The following is an 18,760-nucleotide window of genomic DNA, read 5'->3' on the forward strand; positions in this document are numbered from 1 at the left end:
TTCGCGCAACAATCGGCGCGTAATAGGGATCGTCATGCTTCGCATCGTCCTCTTTCTCGTCCTGATCGCGCTGGCGGCGGCCGGCGCGGCCTGGGTTGCCGACCAGCCGGGCGATCTCGTCCTGACCGCAGGTAGTTTCCGGATCTCGACGACGCTTCCCAGATTCGTGTTCCTGCTCGGCCTCTTTGCCGCGGCTGTCGTGCTGGTCTGGAGCATTTTGACGATGGTCTGGCGCACGCCGAAGCGCCTGCGGCGCCGCCGCCACGACAAGCGCCAGGCCCGCGGCCGCCACGCCATCACCCACGGCCTGCTCGCGATCGGTCATGGCGATTCCGCGCTCGCCCGCCGTCACGCCGACGCGGCGCGGCGGCATGCACCGAACGACCCGCTCGCGCTGCTGCTGCATGCGCAGTCGGCCCAGCTCGATGGCAATCGCGACGAGGCGCAGCGCGTCTTTCGCGTCATGGCCGAGCGTGAGGACACGCGGCTGCTCGGCCTGCGCGGCCTGTTCATCGAGGCGCAGCGCGCCGACGATGCGGTCGGCGCGGTGATGATCGCGGAGGAAGCGATCAAGCTGTCGCCGTCCTCGACCTGGGCATCGCATGCGGTGCTCGGCTTCCGTTGCGCGCGCGGCGACTGGAGTGGGGCACTCGCGATCCTCGACTCGAATCTGCGCGCGGGGCAGATCGATAAGCAGACCTATCGCCGGCAGCGCGGCGTCCTGCTCACCGCGCGTGCGCTGGAATTGCAAACGATGGACCGCGACGTCGCGCGCGAGAGCGCAATGGAGGCGGTCAAGCTCGCACCGACCCTGGTGCCGGCGGCGGTGCTCGCGGCGAAATTCGAGAGCGAGGCGCATCAGGTGCGCCGCGCCATGAAGCTGGTGGAAGCCGCCTGGCTCGCCAATCCGCATCCCGATCTCGCGGACGCCTATGCGCATGTGAAGCTCGGGGATACAGCATGGCACCGCTTGCAGCGGGTCGAGACCCTCGCCGCGAAGACGCCGGCCGACAAGCCCGCTCATTTCGAAGGGCAGCTCGCGATCGCCCGCGCTGCGATAGATGCTTCGGAGTTTGCCCGCGCGCGCGAGGTGCTCGCGCCTTATCTCAAAGATCCGACCCAGCGCGTCGCGCTGCTGATGGCCGAGATCGAGCGCGCCGAGCATGGCGATAGCGGCCGCGCCCGCGCCTGGACCTTGCGCGCGGTGCGCGCCCGTCACGATCCGGCCTGGACCGCGGACGGTTACGTCAGCGATAGTTGGCGCCCGGTCTCCCCGGTCACCGGCCGCCTCGATGCGTTCCAGTGGCAGACGCCGGTCGCGAGCCTGCCCTCGGACAGGGGCACCACGATCGAATCTTCGGCCTTCGAGGAAGCCATGCTGGCGGCGCCGCCACCGAAGCGCGTGACGGCGGCGGTCAGCGAAGCCCCGGCGGAACCGCTGGTGACGGCCCCCGCTCCAGCGCTGGCCGCGCAGGACAATTCACCGCCCGAGACCAAGGAAACCGCCAAAGAAACCGTCAAGGAAACGATGAGGGACGAGCCGGCGGTCACGCCCGCCGAACCGGTCCAGGCGGCTCCCGAGCCCGCCGAATCATCGCCGCCGGCGGCCACACCGGTGTTCCGGACCCGCGCCGACCTCGGCAAACCCGCTCCAGCGCCGATTCCGGCGGTCATCCCCCTCGTCCGGGCCCCCGACGACCCCGGGATCGACGACGAGGGTCCGAGCGATGAATTCACGGAACAAATCGGCACACCCAAGGCCCAGGCAGGGGGCTGGCGCGGGTTCTGGTCGCGCTGGGGCGCGTGAGCGGCAATTCGGAGCCGGCTTGTCCTTGCCAATTCGGGCCATGCCCGATATCAGGAGCGCGCGTATCGGGGCCGGCATCGCCCAGGCCCCGGCAGGGTTCGCCGCAATAGCTCAGTCGGTAGAGCACGTCATTCGTAAGTCCGACGGGCGGGGTAACAGACCCCAACAAACCACCACATTTGACCACGCCTGAAATCGCGCTTTAACCCTGAAAACAATGGGATTTTGCGCGTTTGCGGCCGTCCGTGCCAAACGTACGGACACACGTCGAATTTTCCGCCGTTGTTACCCGTGTTGTTACCCGGAGGCGTTGGTGGCCCAAGTCCTGACTGACAAGCGCATCGAAAAATTGTCACATGGCAAAAGCCGCCGGGAAGTCCCGGACGCGGGTCAGCCGGGGTTGTATCTGATCCTACAACCGCGCCCATCAACCGCTAAGAGTTGGGCGGTTCGCTACCGGCATCTGCACGACGGCAAGCCTCGTAAGCTGACCTTGGGCGCATTCCCGGCCATTGGCCTGCCGCAAGCCCGCAAGCTTGCGCAAGCCGCCCTGCGGGTCGCCAGCGAGGGCGGCGACCCGGCGGCTGACAAGATCGCCAAGCGGGACAAGGCGGCGGCGAACACGATTGAAGTCCGGTGGGAAGAGTACCGCGACACGCACCTAACGACAGTCCGCGATTCGACCGCCGAGGCCGCCCAATATCTGTTCAAAAACGACGTGCTGCCCGTGTGGGGCAAGCGCGAGGCCGGGACTATTCGCCGCGGCGACGTGAAGGCGCTGCTGAACGGTATGAGCCGGGAACCGGCCAAAGCGATAAAGGCGAAGTCCCGATTGCATCACTTTTTCGGATGGCTTGTCGAATGCGAACACATCGGCGCTTCTCCGGTGGCTGGAATCAAGACCGGGCACAAAGCCGTAGAGCGCGAGCGCGCGTTGACTGACGACGAACTGCGCGCTGTGTGGCTTGCCTGCGATCAAGTTGGCACGTTCGGCTCGATGGTGCGCGCTTTGATTCTGACGATGGCTCGCCGGAACGAAGTTGCGCAGATGCCGCGTGACGAACTGTCGGACAAGCTTTGGACCATCGACGGAAGCCGCACGAAGAATAAGCGGGTTTTTGACATTCAGCGCACCGCGCAACTAGACGAGGTTCTGAATCCCCTACTGGAGCGCAGCGACTCGAAATTCGTCTTCGAAGGTCGCCACTATGGCAAGCCGATTGCGGGCTTCTCCGATTTAAAGTCGAAGCTGGATACCGTCCTAGGCAACAGCGTGAAGCCGTGGACCCTGCACGACCTTCGCCGCACAGGTTCAACGATGATGCAGCGACTAAAGGTCCCGTCCGAAGTTATCGACGCGTGCCAAAACCACCTGCCGCAGGGGTTGAAGAAACGATATCAACGCTATGCTTATTTCAAGGAACGCGGAGAAGCATTCGAGGCGCTTGCGGCCGAAGTCGCGCGCATCGTTGCGGTTCCGTTCGTCGCGGCCCCGTCGCTAACGAACGAAGAAGCCGCAAAGTTAACCGAAGTGTAGGACAGCGCTTGAACGCCCCCTAACATGGGCGTATGTGAGTGCAATGGCGTTTGTGCCATAGCGTGTCCGAGACCGCCGTTAACCGCAAACGGCCTCTCTAGAATGTCACGAGCGTTTTGCTCGTGGGGACACGCCGAGACTAGCGAGCGGGGCTAGATTCCAAACGCGGCAAGTCCGCGTCGGAGTCTTCCCGTGTCCGGCTCGCTTTCCACTACTAATCCCAAAAAATATCTCCGCATCGCGCGCTTGCGCGAACGTTATGACTGTTCCGACGAATGGATTCGTCGCGCGATGCGCGACCGCGCGTTCCCGCAGCCGGTGACGTTCGGCGGTCGCGACCGCTTCTGGCTTGAAGCCGAATTAGATGCATGGGATGCGCAACAGATTGCGCAGGCCGCGCCGCGAAAGGGGCTGCGGCCATGACCCACAATTCTGTAATCCGAAGACTGATCGCTTTTGGCGATGCCGACGAGTGGGCTGCTGAGCACGGCCTGCCACCCGACATGTTGCGGCCAGAGCAATCGCGCGATCGCAGAATAGGCCAAGGTAATGCAACGGCACGCTTCCTGCGCGATGATCTCGGAGTCACCGATGAAGACGCAATTCTGTTCTGCGTCACCGAGCTTCATTTCGGCCGATATGACGTCAAGTTCAGCGCTGCACAAAAAGCCGCGAAGAGTTCGGGCATGTCTGCCGCGTCAAGTGCCGAGTCGGCGCGCATTCAAAACTGGATACGACAACGGCCAACTGAACACGTCGCTCACTTACAAGAACTTCAGGCCGCTATCGAACCGTTTCTAGTCCGAAAAGTCGAACCTTGAGTCCGAGAAGTCGGACCAGACAACGCGGTAATCGGGCGTGTAGGTCTTGGCTCACACGGAATTCATAAATTGGAGTCAGTTCGATGCCTACCGAAACGGTCACTCACTTCCCAAGCACACCCGGCGCAAGGCCGCGAACGCCGTATGAGAACTTGCCTATTCTTGCGCGAAAACTCTACAAACACGAGGAAGCTCTTAGCGAACAGGCGTACGCTCGATACGAAGCGAAGCAGAATCGGGCGGCGGAGATTCGCCGCGGCATCGCCGACGCCCGGTTGGAGGCTCTTCAGAACGAGCGGGAGCAGACGCCTTCGGAAGAGGTTGCCAAGGATTGCGATCGGCGTATCGCTGAGGGAGAAGCCGAGCTTGCTGCGCTCGATAAACTCTATGACGACGAAAAGCAACTTCTGCCCGGCGGATTTTGGCAAGTGGTGCAAGAGTTCGCGAATGCAAATGCCCTTAGGCCGCTGAAGTCGTACAACTTCAAATGCGAGCTTGGCGACGATCTGTTCGCAGAGCACGAGTCCTGTCGGGCCGCTCTCGCCGGCAAGCGCGAAGAAGCGGAAGCCGTCAAACGTGCACACGTACCCGCCGCCGTCATCGAGTCCGCAATCGATCGTACCTATTCGGAAGCATCGAATAGCGTCCAGCACGCCCTGCGCAGGCTTCGGACTCCCAACCAAATTTCTTCAGGCCGCTTCTCCGCGCCGTCACTCGAATTGCCGATGCTGACGATTCCGAACGGCGCTGGCAGTCTCTCTCGCCTGAACGACACCGCTGCATTGCTCTTTGCGGTCTTCGGCACTGAGATTCGCGAGCGGCTGAAGGCGATGGCTCTTGCCGGCCACGACGCTGAAAACGCCATCCCCATCGCCGATCGGCCCGCCATGCTGAAGAAGATCGAAGCTGAGATTTTGGAAATCGAGCGGAAGGCAGAGTTCATCTATCGAACCGGCCGGGCTCGCGGCATCAACACCGGCCCGCGCTTGGCGGCGAGTCCACTCGCAATCTTGGATATCGAGTTGGCGTGATTCCTGACGCTCCGTGCTGTGGTTGAAATCCTTTTGTTGCGGCGCGGAGTGTTGGGGTGGCTGCGGTCCTTGTCCCGCAGCGAACGGCTGAGAGTCCGCCGGTCGTCAAAGATCGGTGTGAATGCAGCGGCGGCGGACTCGATGCTTCCAAATAATGACTCAACTGGTGAAAGGAACGGAGACTATGACCGACAACATTGAACTGGCGCCGCTGAAGCGAGCGTATCTTGCGGCGCTTACCGCACGCGGCCGCGAACCGGCCGACAAAGCAATTCAGAAATACACAAACGGTGCCCGCGGCCCTCATGCGTGGCGCAAGGTGAAAGAGGCCGACGTTGCGAAGGCGATCGCGGACCTTGAGCAACTGAAGTTCAAGGGCGACGACGGGCAGGCCAAGACTGAGTCGCGCCTTCAACGGATGGCCAGTACCGCCTATGGCCGCGGCGAACGGCCGAAGCGGGCGCGCGAGCTTGATCCCGTCGCAATCTTCGAGCGTTGGAACAATCCGGCGCCCGTCGATCGCACCAAATAACCGGAAAGCGCAGCGCTCCCCACTCATTTCAAAAGGTGCAGTCATGACGACCGCAGAGCAAAGCAATTGGGCGCGAGCGCCTGGAAGACACCGTAAGGCCTATTTGGCCCGGCAATTCGGGAGTTATGATGGCCGGCCTGAATCGATCCCGGATCCCTTCGCCCGCCGCCGTTATCATGCGCGCATCAAGCTGGAGTCGGCGTTCTCTAAGCTCTGCACCCAGGATGCCTTGCGCTTCTGCACGACACGGGCAGACGTCGAGGCGGCTCAGGAACAGGCGCATCAGAGCGTCGCGGAGCTGGAAGCGTGGCATCGCGAAGCCCTAAAGCGGCCGGCGCTCTTGCACAGCGGCAACGCATACAAGTTTTGTCTCCCGTTTGGCGACGACAATGAAAAACACCGCAATTGGACTTGGATGGATGACTACTGCGACGAAGGCTCACCGACTGAGTCGCCGGTTACAAGCATGGTCGCGCGGATTCCCAAAGGCCGGCTGAAGTACATTGCCTATCGTGCCTGGTCGCCCGACTCTCGCGCCGAGACCGTGCCGGATGATTGGCGGCCGTGGTACTCTGAGCAATTCGCATATCAGGAAGCCTGGTATGACCAAGCGCTTGAAGACATCTGCCGGCACTACGGTAGCAAGACCGGTAGGCCCGCAGACATCCCGAAGTCTAACCACGCGGCCGCTGCGTGCTATTGGCGCCGCTGGACCGCGCGACAGGAAATGCTCTGTCGGTTCGAATACGAGCTCTATGTCATCGACGCCGAAGAGCAGATGGAGCGCGAAGCGGAAGATGCAGCGGAGCGAAAGGCCGAACAGATCATTGAAGGAATCGAGCGCCAGATCGAGGAAGCGGCACAGGACATTTTGCAAGACATCTTGGATGAGCAAAGGGCAACGTCATGACACCCGTATTCGTATCTGCGATGCTTCGCCGCATGAGCGCGGCCTACGACGACGGTTCGGAGACTGAGCACAAAGTGTGGCGAGCGTCACCGCAACTGGCTGCGACGTATCTGATCGAGCAGACTGCAACGTGGCCCTTTGAGGTCCGTGAGGATGAGCGACAAGCCTTGGCTGAGCGGTTCGTTCGCGCGCTTGTGAACGACGAGATTTGACGGTCGAAACGGGTGGAGTGAAGCTGTGCGTAAGAGTGACAGGGCCGGATTACTCACGGCGGGATTGGAGCTAATCGATACTCTTCGCGGCGACGCCGGCGCCATCATGGACTTCCGAGCGATCCCCGAAACAGACGCCGCGAAGAAGACGCTCGCCAACAGCCCTATCCGCTTGCGTCACCGCGGCACGCTGCCGGACCTGTCAGACAAGCTGAAGCGCCTCAATGATAGGGGTTTCGCTATTTATTACGCGCTAAATCTGTCGGATGGCAAAGGTACCAAACGCGCGAACTTCAGGAAGGTCGTGGCACTGCCGCTCGATCTTGACAATGCGCCATTGCCCAAAAGGTGGCGCGGCGGGCTAGAGCCTCACGTGATCATTGAAACCTCGCCCGGCAAGCACCAATGCATTTTCGCTATTGAACCTACTGGCGACTTCACCGCAACGAAGCGCATGGCGCAACGCCTTGCAAAGGCGTACGGCGGAGACCCGAGCGTTTGTGATGTGCCGCGGGTGCTGCGTATGCCGGGTTTCAAGCACCAAAAGGGCAAGCCATTTGTCAGCCGGATTGTCGAGTCGCGGCAGTTCGAACCGCCACATACGCTTGCCGCCTTTGACAAGGCATTGCCGCGGCTGCCCCGAAACGAGTCGGCGCCGAGCGATGAGCCACCCGAAGGATTCGACACCATCGGGCTTGATGACGTCGAATTGATGCTCAAGGATGCAGACCCCGCGCAGGTCGTCCCCGGCAATGCCGAATGGGAAGAAGTCGCGATGGCGTTTCACACGCTCAGCAACAATGACCCCGACGTCAAGGAGTTCTTTCTAGATTGGTGTCAGGAAGACCCGAACTACGCGGACCAGGAACACCGCGACACGAACGAATTCAGATGGGACTCGTTCACCGCCGACAAGCGCGGCGGCCGTGGCGCCGGCACGCTGCGGCGGCGACTATTAGACAACGGAATCAGTGCCGAGAACCTCAAGGTCATCTTCGGTCGTGGAACGCCTGATGAGGACTTCGACGATGATCCCGCGCTGAAATGGGATTTTGAATCGAACGAAGTCCGCCCAAAGAACGCAAGAGTCTATCAGACCGATAGCGGAGTCCAGTATCAGCTTGCGAGCGAGGTCGAACCAGAGCCCATCAACTGGCTATGGCCGAACCGGATCGCGCGCGGAAAGCTGAATTTCCTCGCCGGGCCTCCTGATCAGGGCAAGTCGCAGATTACCATTGATATGATCGCCCGCGTTACAACAGGTGCCGCATGGCCTGACGGGAGTGGAAAGGCGACTCCGGGCTCCGTTATTGTTTTAGCCGCGGAGGACGACGCGGGGGACACGACCGTTCCACGCCTGAAGGCCGCTGGCGCCGACGTCTCGAAGGTCATGATTGTGCAGATGATGGTCAAACCCGTGAAAGGGCGACCGGAACGCATGTTCAATATTGCCGACGATCTGGCAGGACTCGCCGAGATCATCCGCACCTGCAACGACGTGGCATTGATCGTGATCGACCCCATCAACAGTTACATGGGCGCCGGCGGGCGCAACGGAACCGACACATGGAAGACATCCGAAGTCCGCTCGGTGCTGAGTCCGCTCGGCAACCTCGCCGAACGCCATGACGTGGCGGTGCTGTTCTTGTCCCACTTGACGAAAAATAGCGGCGGCAGCGCCCCGCTCGCACGCATGCTCGACTCTCAGGCATTCACCGCGATTGCTCGCTGCGGATGGTTCGTCGCGCCGGAAATGCAGGACAGGAAGGAAACTGCTCGCAAGTTCTTCGTCAAGGGTAAGAGCAACATCGGTGCCCCGGTGCCCGGACTTACCTATGAGATTGAAGAGACGACCGTCGCGACCGCCGCCGGGCTTGTGCTCAAGGTGCCGCGTATCAAATGGACCGGCGAAACGGAGATGTCCGCCGGGCAGGTCTTCAGGCAGATGGACAACGGCGGCGAACAAGAGAAGGGTTCAGCCCTCGAAGCGGCGATCACGTTCCTAGAGGACGAATTAGCCGGCGGCCCCAAGCCGGCTGACGGATTGAAGGACCGGGCGAAGGAACGCGGCCATAGTTGGCGCACCGTCCGCCGCGCCGCCTTCGAAGGCATTGGCATTCGGAGCGAGCGCAGCGGGTTCGGTAAGGGTTCGGCTTACGTATGGTCCCTTCCGGGGCCTGATATCGACTTCGGATAGACCCTCAGAGCAGACATTCGCGGCACCGCGGCGCGTGGCGGCTTTTGATCCCAAGCGGTCATCAACACTCTTGTGCTAAGGTCGTCTCACAAACCTTCGATCCGGCTTGGACCCTGCGGCTATGACAGATGATAAACCCCAAAGGGGAGTTCTCAAGATCAATTCACTTGGCGAACCGAAATCGGCGCGTGAGCCCCCGCCGATTACACGAGTGCCGATGCGCTCGGGGGAGGAACTTGATCCCGTGGCACGTCAAATATCATTGGATCGCCACCTCATGCAGAGATTTCAGGAAGTTATGGGGTGTGGAGAGGAGGAGCGCGCGCGGGCGATGGTCGATGAGGTCCGGCTTATCGCCCAAACAATCGACCCGACCATCAGCTACGCGGAAGGTGCCCGCGTAACTGTCTGCTTGATGCAGATCGTTCACGATCAACACAAAGATGGATAGCGCATTTGCTGTCCGGTTATGGCCCTTAGCGGAAGAACCGAGCGTGGCTTCGAACGTCCGCTCCCGCCTTTAGCAGACCTATATACACGGGGAGTTTTGGTCAGCATGGATGAAACCCTATAAAACAAGGGGTGGAAGTGCTGACCAAGCCTTGGTCAGCATGTAGCATGCTGACCATCTCCCATGCTGACCAAGCTCCCCATGCTGACCAAAGAATGGTCAGCACTATTACTGTTAAATATCAGCTACTTGATACATGCTGACCAAACGTCACCGTGTATATAGGAAATGGCGATGGTGGCCCGCGGCCATTTCCGTCTTTTGTTTCTCCTATCAATCACATGAACAAAAAAACGGCGGCTTCGACTTGCCCGCTGAGAGCGTTGGGCTGTATTGCTCAACAACGCCGCGGCAGGGCTAGTGCGCATATCAATCGATGAGAACATCTCGTGCGATGAAGAAGAGAAATCCTTCCGTGCGCACCTTAGATTTTCCGCGGCTCCCTTCGCCGGCATAGAATTCAGTATGGGGGCAGTTCCGGAGCGCGAGAAGCCAGCGGGCGCGTAGACAAAAATAATTCCTTGCGAAATAGATAAGCTTGGCAGAGTCGCGGCGTTAGCGAGCAGGCAGAAATTTGAGGCGTTTTAAAACATGAATCGATGGAGCAGCTGACTCCGGCCGTTCGAAAATGGTGATCTCGCTACCGTCTGTACTCAGGATCATAAAGATCTTCTGTTCACTTGCTGATTCCAGGATCGAGGCACCTTCCCGCTCCCGCTTAACTTCACCGATCACGCCTAGCCCGCTGATCTGCCCGGAATACGTGATCGTGTGCTTGCTTTTAGGAGCGAGGACAGCGCCACCAAGACCTCCAGGTGAGCTGGAGAACAAAGAAGCCAAGCCGCCAACCTCAACTTCGTAATCCCCTTTGAGGACTATTCTGTCTTCGTGTCGGGTGAGCTTGAGCACGCATTCTGCCCCCTGCCAATCTTCCGCGATCTCCGCAGGAGTCTCCAAGCTTGCGGCTCTACCTAGCTCGCGGAAGTGGATTAGCCGCTCCTCAATACCTTCGAGGATCTCATTTTCTTTGGTCCGCTCAGTCTCTTCAACTGTGGCGAGAGAGCTGACGAGATGGCCGACATTGGCGTGCGGATTCGAATTTTCGAGAGCCTTTTTGCATTGCTCCCGGGCGAGATCTATAAAGCCCCCCTGCATAAGCTTATTTCCCAGGTTGCTCATCGACAGTGTCTCGCCCATCTCAGCTGCGCGTTGATAGGCTTTCACTGATTTCGCAGGCAGTCCAAGCTGGTCCGCGATGACACCAATGTTGTTCCAGGCTGTCGAGGGGCGATCGCCCTTGGGAATTTTATAGTAGTGGTGAAGCGCAATGGATGGATTTCCTGCATTGCCCTGCCTGTAGGCCAAATCAAAGCGCGCAGAGTGATCATCTGGATTGAGTTCAATATATCGCTCCGAGAGGGCGATGCTGAACGCATCCCGCTTTTCGTCTTGCGCAATTCTTTGCGCGGTCTCGACTAAGACCGATTCTAGAGCGGGATCATTCTGAACTGCCAACCGCAGTTCGCGCAATGCCACTAACAATCCTTGCTTGTCTTTTGCTTTGTGAAATGCGTGTGCGGCATTGGATGCATTCCGCGCACGCTTCTGAGCATTTTCAGACACGCGAGTGGCTGACATAAACGCACCGCCTGCCAGCTGATATTGTCCATACTGAGAGTGAGCGCTTCCAAGGTAAAAGAGAATCTGCGCATTTCCAGAATTTGCGTCGGCAAGCTTTTGTAGCGCCTTTAACTTTCCGCCCTTGCCTGCAATAATGCGGGTCCATTCAAGGCTTGCCTCCCACAATGCGGCGCCGTCGCGATAGTAGCTTGTTTTCTTATAGGCTTCGTCGATGATCTTTAACTGCTCGTCATCCTTCTGATGAATTGCGATCCATGCAGCGATATCATACCTGTTTTGGTCCCAGCTCTCGTCGGGCACCTTGGTGTCTCTTGACTCTTTTTCCTCAACAACTGCACTAACATCGACGGCAGCGGACACCCCCGTCGATCGAGTGCCCCTGCGTTTTAGGGACCGAATTTCAGACAGAAGGTGCCTCGAAATGAGTTGCCTCAGTGACTCTAGTGTATCGAATGAGGCGTGTAACGCGGTCTGATACGTCGATTCTTTAAATGCTTTAAGGCGTCGCTGCTGTCTCGAATTGATGGCGTTAGGATCAATAGGCCGGTTCGAGAAATACAGCATCACGGGTTTATCATCCGCTAGGAATCTTTCGATCTCTTCAACGGTTCCAGAATCTGCGACGCCGGTGGATGTACCAAGCTTCGTCCAAAACATCCCCACTAGCACATCTGAGCTGTCGACCAGTTGCTCGTTGATCGCCTCCTGAGGTCTGACATTCGCTCGTGGCGTCGCGTGCGTCTCCCATGCGACCGGCAGCAAGACAACCGATTCTGCTTCAGCGTGCTGCGCGTTCCATTCGTAGACCGCGTTGATTGCGATCTTTCGTTCTTCAGTGAGATCAGCAGGTGACGCGATTAGCACGCGGATCACATTGGCAGTAAACGACATATTTCTCTCGATGTTGGTTTTATACCCGCGCCAGTGCCTTGAACGGTGAACAGGGATACTGAGTTAGCGTCGTCGGCGCCTCTGTTCCTTTCGGTAGTGTTCAAGCATCGCTTTTAGCTTGTCCTCCCAACCTTCGCGATGCTCAATCCGCTCAAACCCTTCTCTGTTTCCTTTGAGCAAATCGACTCGGCTCTTCTGGCTCAGCGTCTGCCATCCTTCAAACATGACATACATGGCATTGCCGTACTGGAGATTTTCGAAGACGATAAAGTCATCGGCATACTTAGCGCCAAAATATCGGGTGAATCCGCTTGTTCCTGAAATGAAGTGAGTCGGTTTCATGTTCTGGAATATTTGCAGTCGGGAACAGATCGCAGCCTTCTGTTGATCAGTGCTCGCCCTAGCCCGCGCCACTATTTGATCCGCTAATTCTCTTGGGCCAATTTGGCCCGCCGGGAGCAACTCCCATTCGACCCGGATCGTGGCAGCATAGTCTGCGAGCGATGCAGCGCTCTCAAAGACATCAGCAGAGGCTACGTTCTCTTGAAGGATATTTAAGTTGTATAATAGCTCGTTTTCGAAGTCGGGGGCGGCGCGATTGAGGACCTGATCCACTGCGAATTTAACGATCCAGGCACTGCCCTGCTTTTCCAGCACAGTGATTGACAGCTCAACCCCCTTCGGAGGGATGAAATCCCGCTGATATACTTTCCGAACGTGGCTCACTAAATGAGTCCCGTTGGAGCTGTCGCCCCAATTCGGGGCGTAGAACGAGAAGGTCTTCGAGATTTGAGGAAGGTCCTTTCTTACGACATCTTTGCCTTCGACATTGTACGTGGAGTACTTGCCTGCCTGAGGGTTTGGAATCGAGGGTGGTGGAGCAACGAGTTCGCCTTCAATGATCCGAAGACCCAGGCGTGAGTACTTTTCCACATCCTCCGGCCGAATTCGCTTCGCACAGGCAGCAATCACGTCATCGAGGGCGAACGTACGTAGCCTCGTTAGAATTTCGGGTGGAATGAGACGAAAATTCTTCGGCATAGAGGCCCTTCAAAAATGCCGCTGGGTGAAGTCGCAAATGCCCGTGATCGATTCATGCAGTTGTCGAGATAGCTGAGTCCGGCGCTCGGCTGCCATCCTGGTGTCGAGAGTGATGTCTTTGATCTTCCAACGATCGGGCAATGGTTCGTCCGACGAGTCGCTGAAACTCAGAAAGACTGTTCGCCCGGGGGCCGTGCGGTGAGTGAGAATGTTTCGGATCTCGCGCCAGTCAACAAATTGTTCGTTCGATAACAACCTAGAGACTACCGCCTTAAGCGGGTCATCGGGAAATGCCTTTGCCAGAGCGGTATTGGTGGCATGCGGGGAGATTTTTTGCTGGTCCTTCGCCGTTGCGATGGGGAAGTGTTCCGACGATAGGCAGGCGCCCAACGCAAAGAGCGCATAAAACAATGATTCAAAAACGGAGAATCCGTTGCTGAAGAAACCGAAAAGGGCGCGCTCCTGCGCGTAACGGGCAGTAGCCTGTGGAGCTCTCATAGCGATAAGAGTGGCAATTAGTTCTTCGTCATCCGCCATCGCCATATACCGGTAAGCGACTGCATTCCATGCCCCGGCGAATTGCTCGCTAGCCACTGGCGCGTGGCTTAGCTTTGATAAAGTGTGCTCGTGGACATGGTTGTAAAGTGACGTCGGAAAGTCGTCCGGCATCACCAGCCCGTTGTTCTTTAGTGGAATAGCCCGCCCCATGTCATCGCGGCCCCTCACTGCCTTCGTTTTCGAATATGTCAGGATTCATCATCAATAATCCATCTGCGCCTAAGTCCTCAATCAGCATCAGTCCTGCTCGCGCAAGGATTTGCCAGATTCGGCGCGTCGCGCGACTGAAGATGATTTCTAGATAGAGCAAGCGTCGCACCATGAAGTCGCAGCCGGCTTGATCAAGTTCTCCGGGCCAATCGCCTTGATGGAAGAACCGATGAATGAAGAAATCGCGCTTCTCTTTCAACCAGCGGAGATACCTAAGGTCGTCGGGCTCGATCGAGTGGCGCGACAGGATCGTGATCAAGCTGCCGAGCGTTGAGCCACGCAGGGTCGCCCACTTTGACATGAAATCTTCCCAACGTTTCGCATCAGGACCTAGTACCTTCGCAATCTTTATTCGGTCGCACATCGCCATGGCGCCGATGATTGAATCTTCCATCCTGCTAACGTGGATGAAGGTTGATCCCACCTGAAAGCAATACCGTAAGCGCGCGCGCGCAGCGTCATCAAGCCTTCCATAAAAATCGCTGAAGGCCTTGTCGTCTCGCAAAACTTTCAACGGACAGCCCCTTGACCGTTTCCCGCCTAGACTGTATTGGGCGCCGATTGCAATGAAAAGAAAATTATCCGCTGCTGACGGTGGACTTTAGCCGCAGTCTTAGTTTGGTTTAGTGCGGTTCGCTCAGTTCTTTCGCTGCGTATTCGAGTAGATCGCTGACGCAACTCGCCAAGCCGGACCGGATAAGCGCAGTAACTTGTTCGAACAAATGGTCGGGCATCGAAACTAGCATCGTTGAAAACTGCAAGCGACCAGTCAGCAAACTTTGTATGTCACCATACAAATTGCGGCAGTGGCAGGCGTCGCCACACGCGCCAATGCGACTCTCAATTTGCGTTATCGCAATTTCGAACTCGCCCGGTGCGATGGGAGCTTCGCGTGTTTTGTAATCCGAGTATTTAGACGGTTGAAGATTATGCGCGGGATCGAAGAGTACCAGATTGAAGATGCCGTCCTCATCCCAAAAACCCACGATCCGTCCGAGAGCCCTAGACACTGAAAACTGCCAAAGGGGGTATTCGGCCGCGTTGTCCAGATATCGTCGGTCAAGCCAATTGAGGTCAGATCGCTGAATGGGAATCCCTTTCTGCTCCCAATTGATCTCGTGCAAACGCCAGCGCAGTTTCTCAGCAGGAGAATTAAGTACATCGGAAACGTTCTTGGAACTCAGGTCCGCGAGTTTCTCCATGACGGAAACGAACCAAGCGGCATCTTGCGCCCCGGTACCGAAGAGATCGATCTGCCGGAAAAACTTAAACGAGAAGGTCCATTTTCGAGCCGCCGGGACCGCACCAGTGGAAACCTTCTTACCTGCCGCAGGTACTAGCCCAACAAGGGGCTTTAAGGCTGACTTCTTCTTATCTCGCCCCATGGCGTTTGAGCCGCCTCGAATAGAAATCGCGCATCACGTCATCAGAGATTGGGGTCTCAGCCCGTTCCTTCGGGTCGATGCCGTCACGCGCTTCGATCCACGGCCGCTCGCGATGAGTCATTTCTTCAAGCTGGTCGTCGGTGAAGTCCGCATATGCTTCGAGAATCGAATCGATATGTCGTTTCGCGGCACGAGGAATGTTGTCAGGATCGAAAGAGTCCCTAACGTCACGCAGTCGAACGGTTGAATACATCGACTTGGAGTCTTTGAAGCGGTCATAGATTATGCGGCAGACCGGACCGTGAACCCACGCTTGAAAGTTATTGTTGAACAAGCGGCCGCGACCGAACGCCAGATGCCACGCCTGCACGTAGTACAAAAGCTTATGAAGCTTCAGTACGTTCAGGTGCGCGTCAGCCTCGTTCAACTTCACGATGATGTAATCGCAAACGTCCTGAACGTTGGCTGGTGCTTGTGTGGGCTTTTGCTTGGGCATCGGTTGAGGGGCTACGCGTGACTGAAAGAGACATATATCATAAGTCGAGTCGCTGGTCACGGACTCTAAAGTCGTGTTTTGTCAAGACGTTCCGTAGATTTTACCCATCCTTGCCCCGCATCTGATTCGCCGGTGGAACATAGCGTCTAGTTTGTTTCCAGCTCAGCGTGGCGAGTGCCTGTTGTGGGCGAGGGGCCCAGCGGTGAACTCTCCTAGAGACGCTTACAATGGCTCGGCGGCCCTATCGACTTCCGCCACGCCCGCCGCTATACCGAGGCCGAAATTCGACGCTTCCACGGCCCGCCGTTACCCATATGTTACCCCGGCCGAAAATCGAAAGATAGGAAGCGGCGAATTGATAAGGCGTATCAAGGGTTTGCCGCAATAGCTCAGTCGGTAGAGCACGTCATTCGTAATGACGGGGTCGGGGGTTCGAATCCCTCTTGCGGCACCAGCGCCTGACTGTCCAGCCCGGACACATAGGTAACGAAACGTACCTGAGACATGGGTGACAACCTCGTGCCGATCGGGGTGTCGAGCGGTTTCAAAGCTTTCACTCCAATCTCGATCGCGTTTGCGGCTCTGATGCTGTGGGCTCGGCGACGATCCGTCGCGCGCATGGATGCGGAAAGGGCGTGCGCCTGCTCAACAGCATGGGTCTTACGGACGGGACGCTGCGGGTTTATCGGGGCGGGTGTTGACCGCGGCAGTCCGGTTCGAAATTGTGCCGCGCTTATGTGAGGCCAATCACTTAACCCCCAGCACGTTGCCCGTAATGTCCCGGTCACGCCAACACGGGGAGAGTTCACATGCGCAAGATCATTCTGGTTGCCGCCATGGTCCTGAGTGCCGGATCTGCCCACGCCGACGGCTCCCGCAGCCTGTCGCTGTCAGCGTCGGGCGCTCAGGCTCCCGCTCCGCTGACCGCGCCGACCAGCACCACGGCGCAGGCAAGCGAAGCCGCGCCGGCCACCGAGGCGCCGAAATATTCCGATCGTCCGCCGGCCGTGACGCTGTCTGCGCCGCCGGCCACGACAGCCGCACCTGCGGCTGCCGCGCCTACGACCACCACCACCGCGGCGCCGGTCGCGACCGCCAAGCCTGCCACCAGGAAAACCGCAGGGGCGGACAAGCCGAAGCCCAAGCGCAGCTGGACCGAGCGCCGCATCATCGGCGAGCTGCACCGCCACGGCATCTATTGGTAAGCCGCAGACCTTTCCCCAATCTCGCCGTCATGCCCGGGCTTGGCCCGGGCATCCACGTCTTCGCCCCTGATCCAAGAACGTGGATGGCCGGGACGGGCCCGGCCCTGACGCAAGAGTTTTGACTTTGACCAATCGCGCTTACTGCGAGACCGTCTGCACGACACTCGCGATCGGACGGGCGTTCGTGCCCGCGGTCGGCACCTTCATGTCCTTCATCAGTGCCTCGTCATATTCCGGCAGCGTCTGGAGGCTCGCCTTGGCCTTCATCTGCACGACCTTGTAGCCGCCGGCCTTCAGCCGCGCGAGCAGCGTCGGCAGGGCAAGGCCCGTGTTCTTCTGGAAATCGTGCATCAGGATGATGCCCTTGCCGAGCTTGTCCAGCCTCGTCATCACCGTCTCGACGATCTTCTCCGGCGTCGCGCCCTTGCGGAAGTCGAAGGAGTCGATCTCGGTCGAGAACATCGCGACGTTGCGGGTGCCGAAATAGCTCACCATCGCGGGATTGTGCTGAAGCTGCGGGAAGCGGAAGAACGGTGCCGGATTGGTGCCGAGCGCGAATTTCACAGCACTGAAGCCTTTCTCGACCTCGTCCTTGACCTGCTGCTCCGTCAACTTCTTGCTGTTCAGATTGACATGTGACCAGGTGTGCGTGCCGACCGTGTGGCCCTGGGCCAGCACCTGCTTCAGGATCTCCGGATGGTAGGTCGCGTGCTTGCCGACCGAGAAGAACAGGCCCTTGGTGCATTCGTCCGCGAGCGCCTTCAGCACCGTGGGCGTGTTGACCGGCCACGGACCGTCGTCGAAGGTCAGGACGACTTCCTTCTCGGTCAGGAAATCGAATTGCTTGAAGTGCTCGAAGCCGAATCCCGGACCGCCCGTCGTGTCGATCTCGACGACGCGGGACACGCCCAGCGCGTTCGGATTGGCGCAGGCCTGTTTCGGCTGCATCGGCATGGCCGGCGCAGGTGCTGCGACTGCCGCCGGCTTGGCCGCCACCGTCGCGGTGGTCTCGACGTCGTCCCTGGCGGCGAGCTTCGCCGGTGCCGGCAACGGATCGCCGGCACGGGCCGCAACTGTCCTGGGAGCGCCCTGATCGGCGCGCGCGGAATAATAAAACCAACCGCCGGCGGCGATCACGACCGCCGCAACTACACTGGCCAGCATCAGGCCCAACGCATTACGCATCGCTACTCTTTCCAATTACGCAACCAAACCTGCGGAATTTCCCGCGCGACGCGCCATTAATGCGAAGTAACAGTTAACGTGACACCAACACGACGGCGGTTGTGGAGGAATTTCACGGCGGTGCGCCAACGTGACCGAGGTCACAGTCGGGGTGAGGCGCGTGACGGTCATCACGGTGGAAACTGTTTTGCCGGAGCATCGTAGTTCCCATCAACAACGGGCCCGCTCTGCGCGGTGCCAACGGGAGCTTCAAAATGACCAAGTCCTTTTCTGCCCGTCTCCGCGACACCAGCCTGGCTCTGGGCGTTGCCGCCATCGTCTCGATCGCTTCGACGAGCTCGAGCTTCGCCTTCACGGCCGAGGCGCAGCAGATGTGCACTGGCGATGCCTTCCGCCTGTGCTCGTCGGAAATCCCCAACATCCCGAAGATCACGGCCTGCATGATCAAGCATCGTTCGGATCTGAGCGCCGGCTGCCGCGCGGTGATGGACAAGGATCTCGCCAAGGGCGCCTCGCGCAAGGTCGCTGACGCCCGGAACAGTCAGTAACAGCGCGCAGCGACAACGATCGTCGCATCGGTCAGCTCCCCC

The 18,760-nt window shown here is 58.7% G+C and carries 19 protein-coding genes and 1 tRNA gene; 13 read left to right on the forward strand and 7 right to left on the reverse strand.

Annotated features, from left to right (window positions below; all coding sequences use genetic code 11):
- The first annotated feature begins 34 nt into the window (after nt 1-34).
- From AC066S_RS28970 to AC066S_RS29015, 10 genes are all read left to right on the forward strand, one after another.
- The gene (locus tag AC066S_RS28970) at nt 35-1,807 is read left to right on the forward strand and encodes a heme biosynthesis HemY N-terminal domain-containing protein (RefSeq protein ID WP_478271225.1); all 1,773 of its coding nucleotides are present in this window, start codon (nt 35-37) and stop codon (nt 1,805-1,807) included.
- 313 nt (nt 1,808-2,120) lie between these two features.
- Nucleotides 2,121-3,344, forward strand: a complete 1,224-nt coding sequence (locus tag AC066S_RS28975) for a tyrosine-type recombinase/integrase (RefSeq protein ID WP_478271226.1) — start codon at nt 2,121-2,123, stop codon at nt 3,342-3,344.
- A gap of 192 nt (nt 3,345-3,536) precedes the next feature.
- Nucleotides 3,537-3,767, forward strand: coding sequence for a helix-turn-helix transcriptional regulator (locus AC066S_RS28980; protein WP_478271227.1), 231 nt, complete (start codon nt 3,537-3,539; stop codon nt 3,765-3,767).
- A complete protein-coding gene (locus AC066S_RS28985) occupies nt 3,764-4,165 on the forward strand; it encodes a hypothetical protein (RefSeq protein WP_478271228.1) in 402 nt (133 codons plus the stop codon). Before AC066S_RS28980 ends, AC066S_RS28985 begins: the two co-directional genes overlap by 4 nt.
- A gap of 83 nt (nt 4,166-4,248) precedes the next feature.
- Nucleotides 4,249-5,196 (forward strand): hypothetical protein, encoded by a 948-nt coding sequence (locus tag AC066S_RS28990; protein WP_478271229.1) that lies wholly within the window; start codon nt 4,249-4,251, stop codon nt 5,194-5,196.
- Nucleotides 5,197-5,380: 184 nt separating this feature from the next.
- Nucleotides 5,381-5,728, forward strand: coding sequence for a hypothetical protein (locus AC066S_RS28995; RefSeq protein WP_478271230.1), 348 nt, complete (start codon nt 5,381-5,383; stop codon nt 5,726-5,728).
- A gap of 43 nt (nt 5,729-5,771) precedes the next feature.
- Entirely contained in the window at nt 5,772-6,638 is an 867-nt protein-coding gene (locus AC066S_RS29000) for a hypothetical protein (protein ID WP_478271231.1), read from the forward strand.
- Nucleotides 6,635-6,850: a hypothetical protein gene (locus AC066S_RS29005; RefSeq protein ID WP_478271232.1), complete on the forward strand. Its 216-nt coding sequence runs from the start codon at nt 6,635-6,637 to the stop codon at nt 6,848-6,850. Before AC066S_RS29000 ends, AC066S_RS29005 begins: the two co-directional genes overlap by 4 nt.
- Before the next feature lie 25 nt (nt 6,851-6,875).
- Entirely contained in the window at nt 6,876-9,047 is a 2,172-nt protein-coding gene (locus tag AC066S_RS29010; protein WP_478271233.1) for an AAA family ATPase, read from the forward strand.
- Nucleotides 9,048-9,168: 121 nt separating this feature from the next.
- Nucleotides 9,169-9,498: a hypothetical protein gene (locus tag AC066S_RS29015; protein ID WP_478271234.1), complete on the forward strand. Its 330-nt coding sequence runs from the start codon at nt 9,169-9,171 to the stop codon at nt 9,496-9,498.
- A 615-nt stretch (nt 9,499-10,113) separates the two neighbouring features.
- Here the strand turns inward: AC066S_RS29015 and AC066S_RS29020 are convergent.
- From AC066S_RS29020 to AC066S_RS29045, 6 genes are all read right to left on the reverse strand, one after another.
- Nucleotides 10,114-12,090: a hypothetical protein gene (locus AC066S_RS29020; protein ID WP_478271235.1), complete on the reverse strand. Its 1,977-nt coding sequence runs from the start codon at nt 12,088-12,090 to the stop codon at nt 10,114-10,116.
- A 63-nt stretch (nt 12,091-12,153) separates the two neighbouring features.
- Nucleotides 12,154-13,131 (reverse strand): hypothetical protein, encoded by a 978-nt coding sequence (locus tag AC066S_RS29025; RefSeq protein ID WP_478271236.1) that lies wholly within the window; start codon nt 13,129-13,131, stop codon nt 12,154-12,156.
- 9 nt (nt 13,132-13,140) lie between these two features.
- A complete protein-coding gene (locus tag AC066S_RS29030) occupies nt 13,141-13,839 on the reverse strand; it encodes a hypothetical protein (protein ID WP_478271237.1) in 699 nt (232 codons plus the stop codon).
- Nucleotide 13,840: 1 nt separating this feature from the next.
- Complete coding sequence (locus AC066S_RS29035) at nt 13,841-14,413, reverse strand: hypothetical protein (protein ID WP_478271238.1); 573 nt, start codon at nt 14,411-14,413, stop codon at nt 13,841-13,843.
- A 109-nt stretch (nt 14,414-14,522) separates the two neighbouring features.
- Complete coding sequence (locus AC066S_RS29040) at nt 14,523-15,284, reverse strand: hypothetical protein (protein ID WP_478271239.1); 762 nt, start codon at nt 15,282-15,284, stop codon at nt 14,523-14,525.
- The gene (locus AC066S_RS29045; RefSeq protein ID WP_478271240.1) at nt 15,271-15,780 is read right to left on the reverse strand and encodes a Panacea domain-containing protein; all 510 of its coding nucleotides are present in this window, start codon (nt 15,778-15,780) and stop codon (nt 15,271-15,273) included. The genes AC066S_RS29040 and AC066S_RS29045 overlap by 14 nt, the downstream gene beginning before the upstream one ends.
- A gap of 378 nt (nt 15,781-16,158) precedes the next feature.
- Here AC066S_RS29045 and AC066S_RS29050 point away from each other — a divergent pair.
- Together AC066S_RS29050 and AC066S_RS29055 are read left to right on the forward strand one after the other, a co-directional pair.
- Nucleotides 16,159-16,234, forward strand: a tRNA-Thr gene (locus tag AC066S_RS29050).
- 355 nt (nt 16,235-16,589) lie between these two features.
- A complete protein-coding gene (locus tag AC066S_RS29055; protein WP_126256806.1) occupies nt 16,590-16,985 on the forward strand; it encodes a hypothetical protein in 396 nt (131 codons plus the stop codon).
- 138 nt (nt 16,986-17,123) lie between these two features.
- Here AC066S_RS29055 and AC066S_RS29060 read toward each other — a convergent pair whose 3' ends face one another.
- Nucleotides 17,124-18,170, reverse strand: coding sequence for a polysaccharide deacetylase family protein (locus AC066S_RS29060; RefSeq protein ID WP_478271241.1), 1,047 nt, complete (start codon nt 18,168-18,170; stop codon nt 17,124-17,126).
- Between the two features lie 254 nt (nt 18,171-18,424).
- Here AC066S_RS29060 and AC066S_RS29065 point away from each other — a divergent pair, with 254 nt between their 5' ends.
- Complete coding sequence (locus AC066S_RS29065) at nt 18,425-18,718, forward strand: hypothetical protein (protein ID WP_126256804.1); 294 nt, start codon at nt 18,425-18,427, stop codon at nt 18,716-18,718.
- The last annotated feature ends 42 nt before the right edge of the window (nt 18,719-18,760 follow it).

The organism is Bradyrhizobium sp. CFUWI (genome assembly GCF_056429085.1).

What these genes read in the sequence shown, in the direction of transcription:
- AC066S_RS28995 (WP_478271230.1), top strand. Translation starts at nt 5,381, where the DNA reads ATGACCGACAACATTGAACTGGCGCCGCTGAAGCGAGCGTATCTTGCG.
- AC066S_RS28990 (WP_478271229.1), top strand. Translation starts at nt 4,249, where the DNA reads ATGCCTACCGAAACGGTCACTCACTTCCCAAGCACACCCGGCGCAAGG.
- AC066S_RS29030 (WP_478271237.1), bottom strand. Translation starts at nt 13,839, where the DNA reads ATGGGGCGGGCTATTCCACTAAAGAACAACGGGCTGGTGATGCCGGAC.
- AC066S_RS29040 (WP_478271239.1), bottom strand. Translation starts at nt 15,284, where the DNA reads ATGGGGCGAGATAAGAAGAAGTCAGCCTTAAAGCCCCTTGTTGGGCTA.
- AC066S_RS29025 (WP_478271236.1), bottom strand. Translation starts at nt 13,131, where the DNA reads ATGCCGAAGAATTTTCGTCTCATTCCACCCGAAATTCTAACGAGGCTA.
- AC066S_RS29055 (WP_126256806.1), top strand. Translation starts at nt 16,590, where the DNA reads ATGCGCAAGATCATTCTGGTTGCCGCCATGGTCCTGAGTGCCGGATCT.
- AC066S_RS28985 (WP_478271228.1), top strand. Translation starts at nt 3,764, where the DNA reads ATGACCCACAATTCTGTAATCCGAAGACTGATCGCTTTTGGCGATGCC.
- AC066S_RS29000 (WP_478271231.1), top strand. Translation starts at nt 5,772, where the DNA reads ATGACGACCGCAGAGCAAAGCAATTGGGCGCGAGCGCCTGGAAGACAC.
- AC066S_RS29020 (WP_478271235.1), bottom strand. Translation starts at nt 12,090, where the DNA reads ATGTCGTTTACTGCCAATGTGATCCGCGTGCTAATCGCGTCACCTGCT.
- AC066S_RS28970 (WP_478271225.1), top strand. Translation starts at nt 35, where the DNA reads ATGCTTCGCATCGTCCTCTTTCTCGTCCTGATCGCGCTGGCGGCGGCC.
- AC066S_RS29005 (WP_478271232.1), top strand. Translation starts at nt 6,635, where the DNA reads ATGACACCCGTATTCGTATCTGCGATGCTTCGCCGCATGAGCGCGGCC.
- AC066S_RS29015 (WP_478271234.1), top strand. Translation starts at nt 9,169, where the DNA reads ATGACAGATGATAAACCCCAAAGGGGAGTTCTCAAGATCAATTCACTT.
- AC066S_RS29065 (WP_126256804.1), top strand. Translation starts at nt 18,425, where the DNA reads ATGACCAAGTCCTTTTCTGCCCGTCTCCGCGACACCAGCCTGGCTCTG.
- AC066S_RS29045 (WP_478271240.1), bottom strand. Translation starts at nt 15,780, where the DNA reads ATGCCCAAGCAAAAGCCCACACAAGCACCAGCCAACGTTCAGGACGTT.
- AC066S_RS29060 (WP_478271241.1), bottom strand. Translation starts at nt 18,170, where the DNA reads ATGCGTAATGCGTTGGGCCTGATGCTGGCCAGTGTAGTTGCGGCGGTC.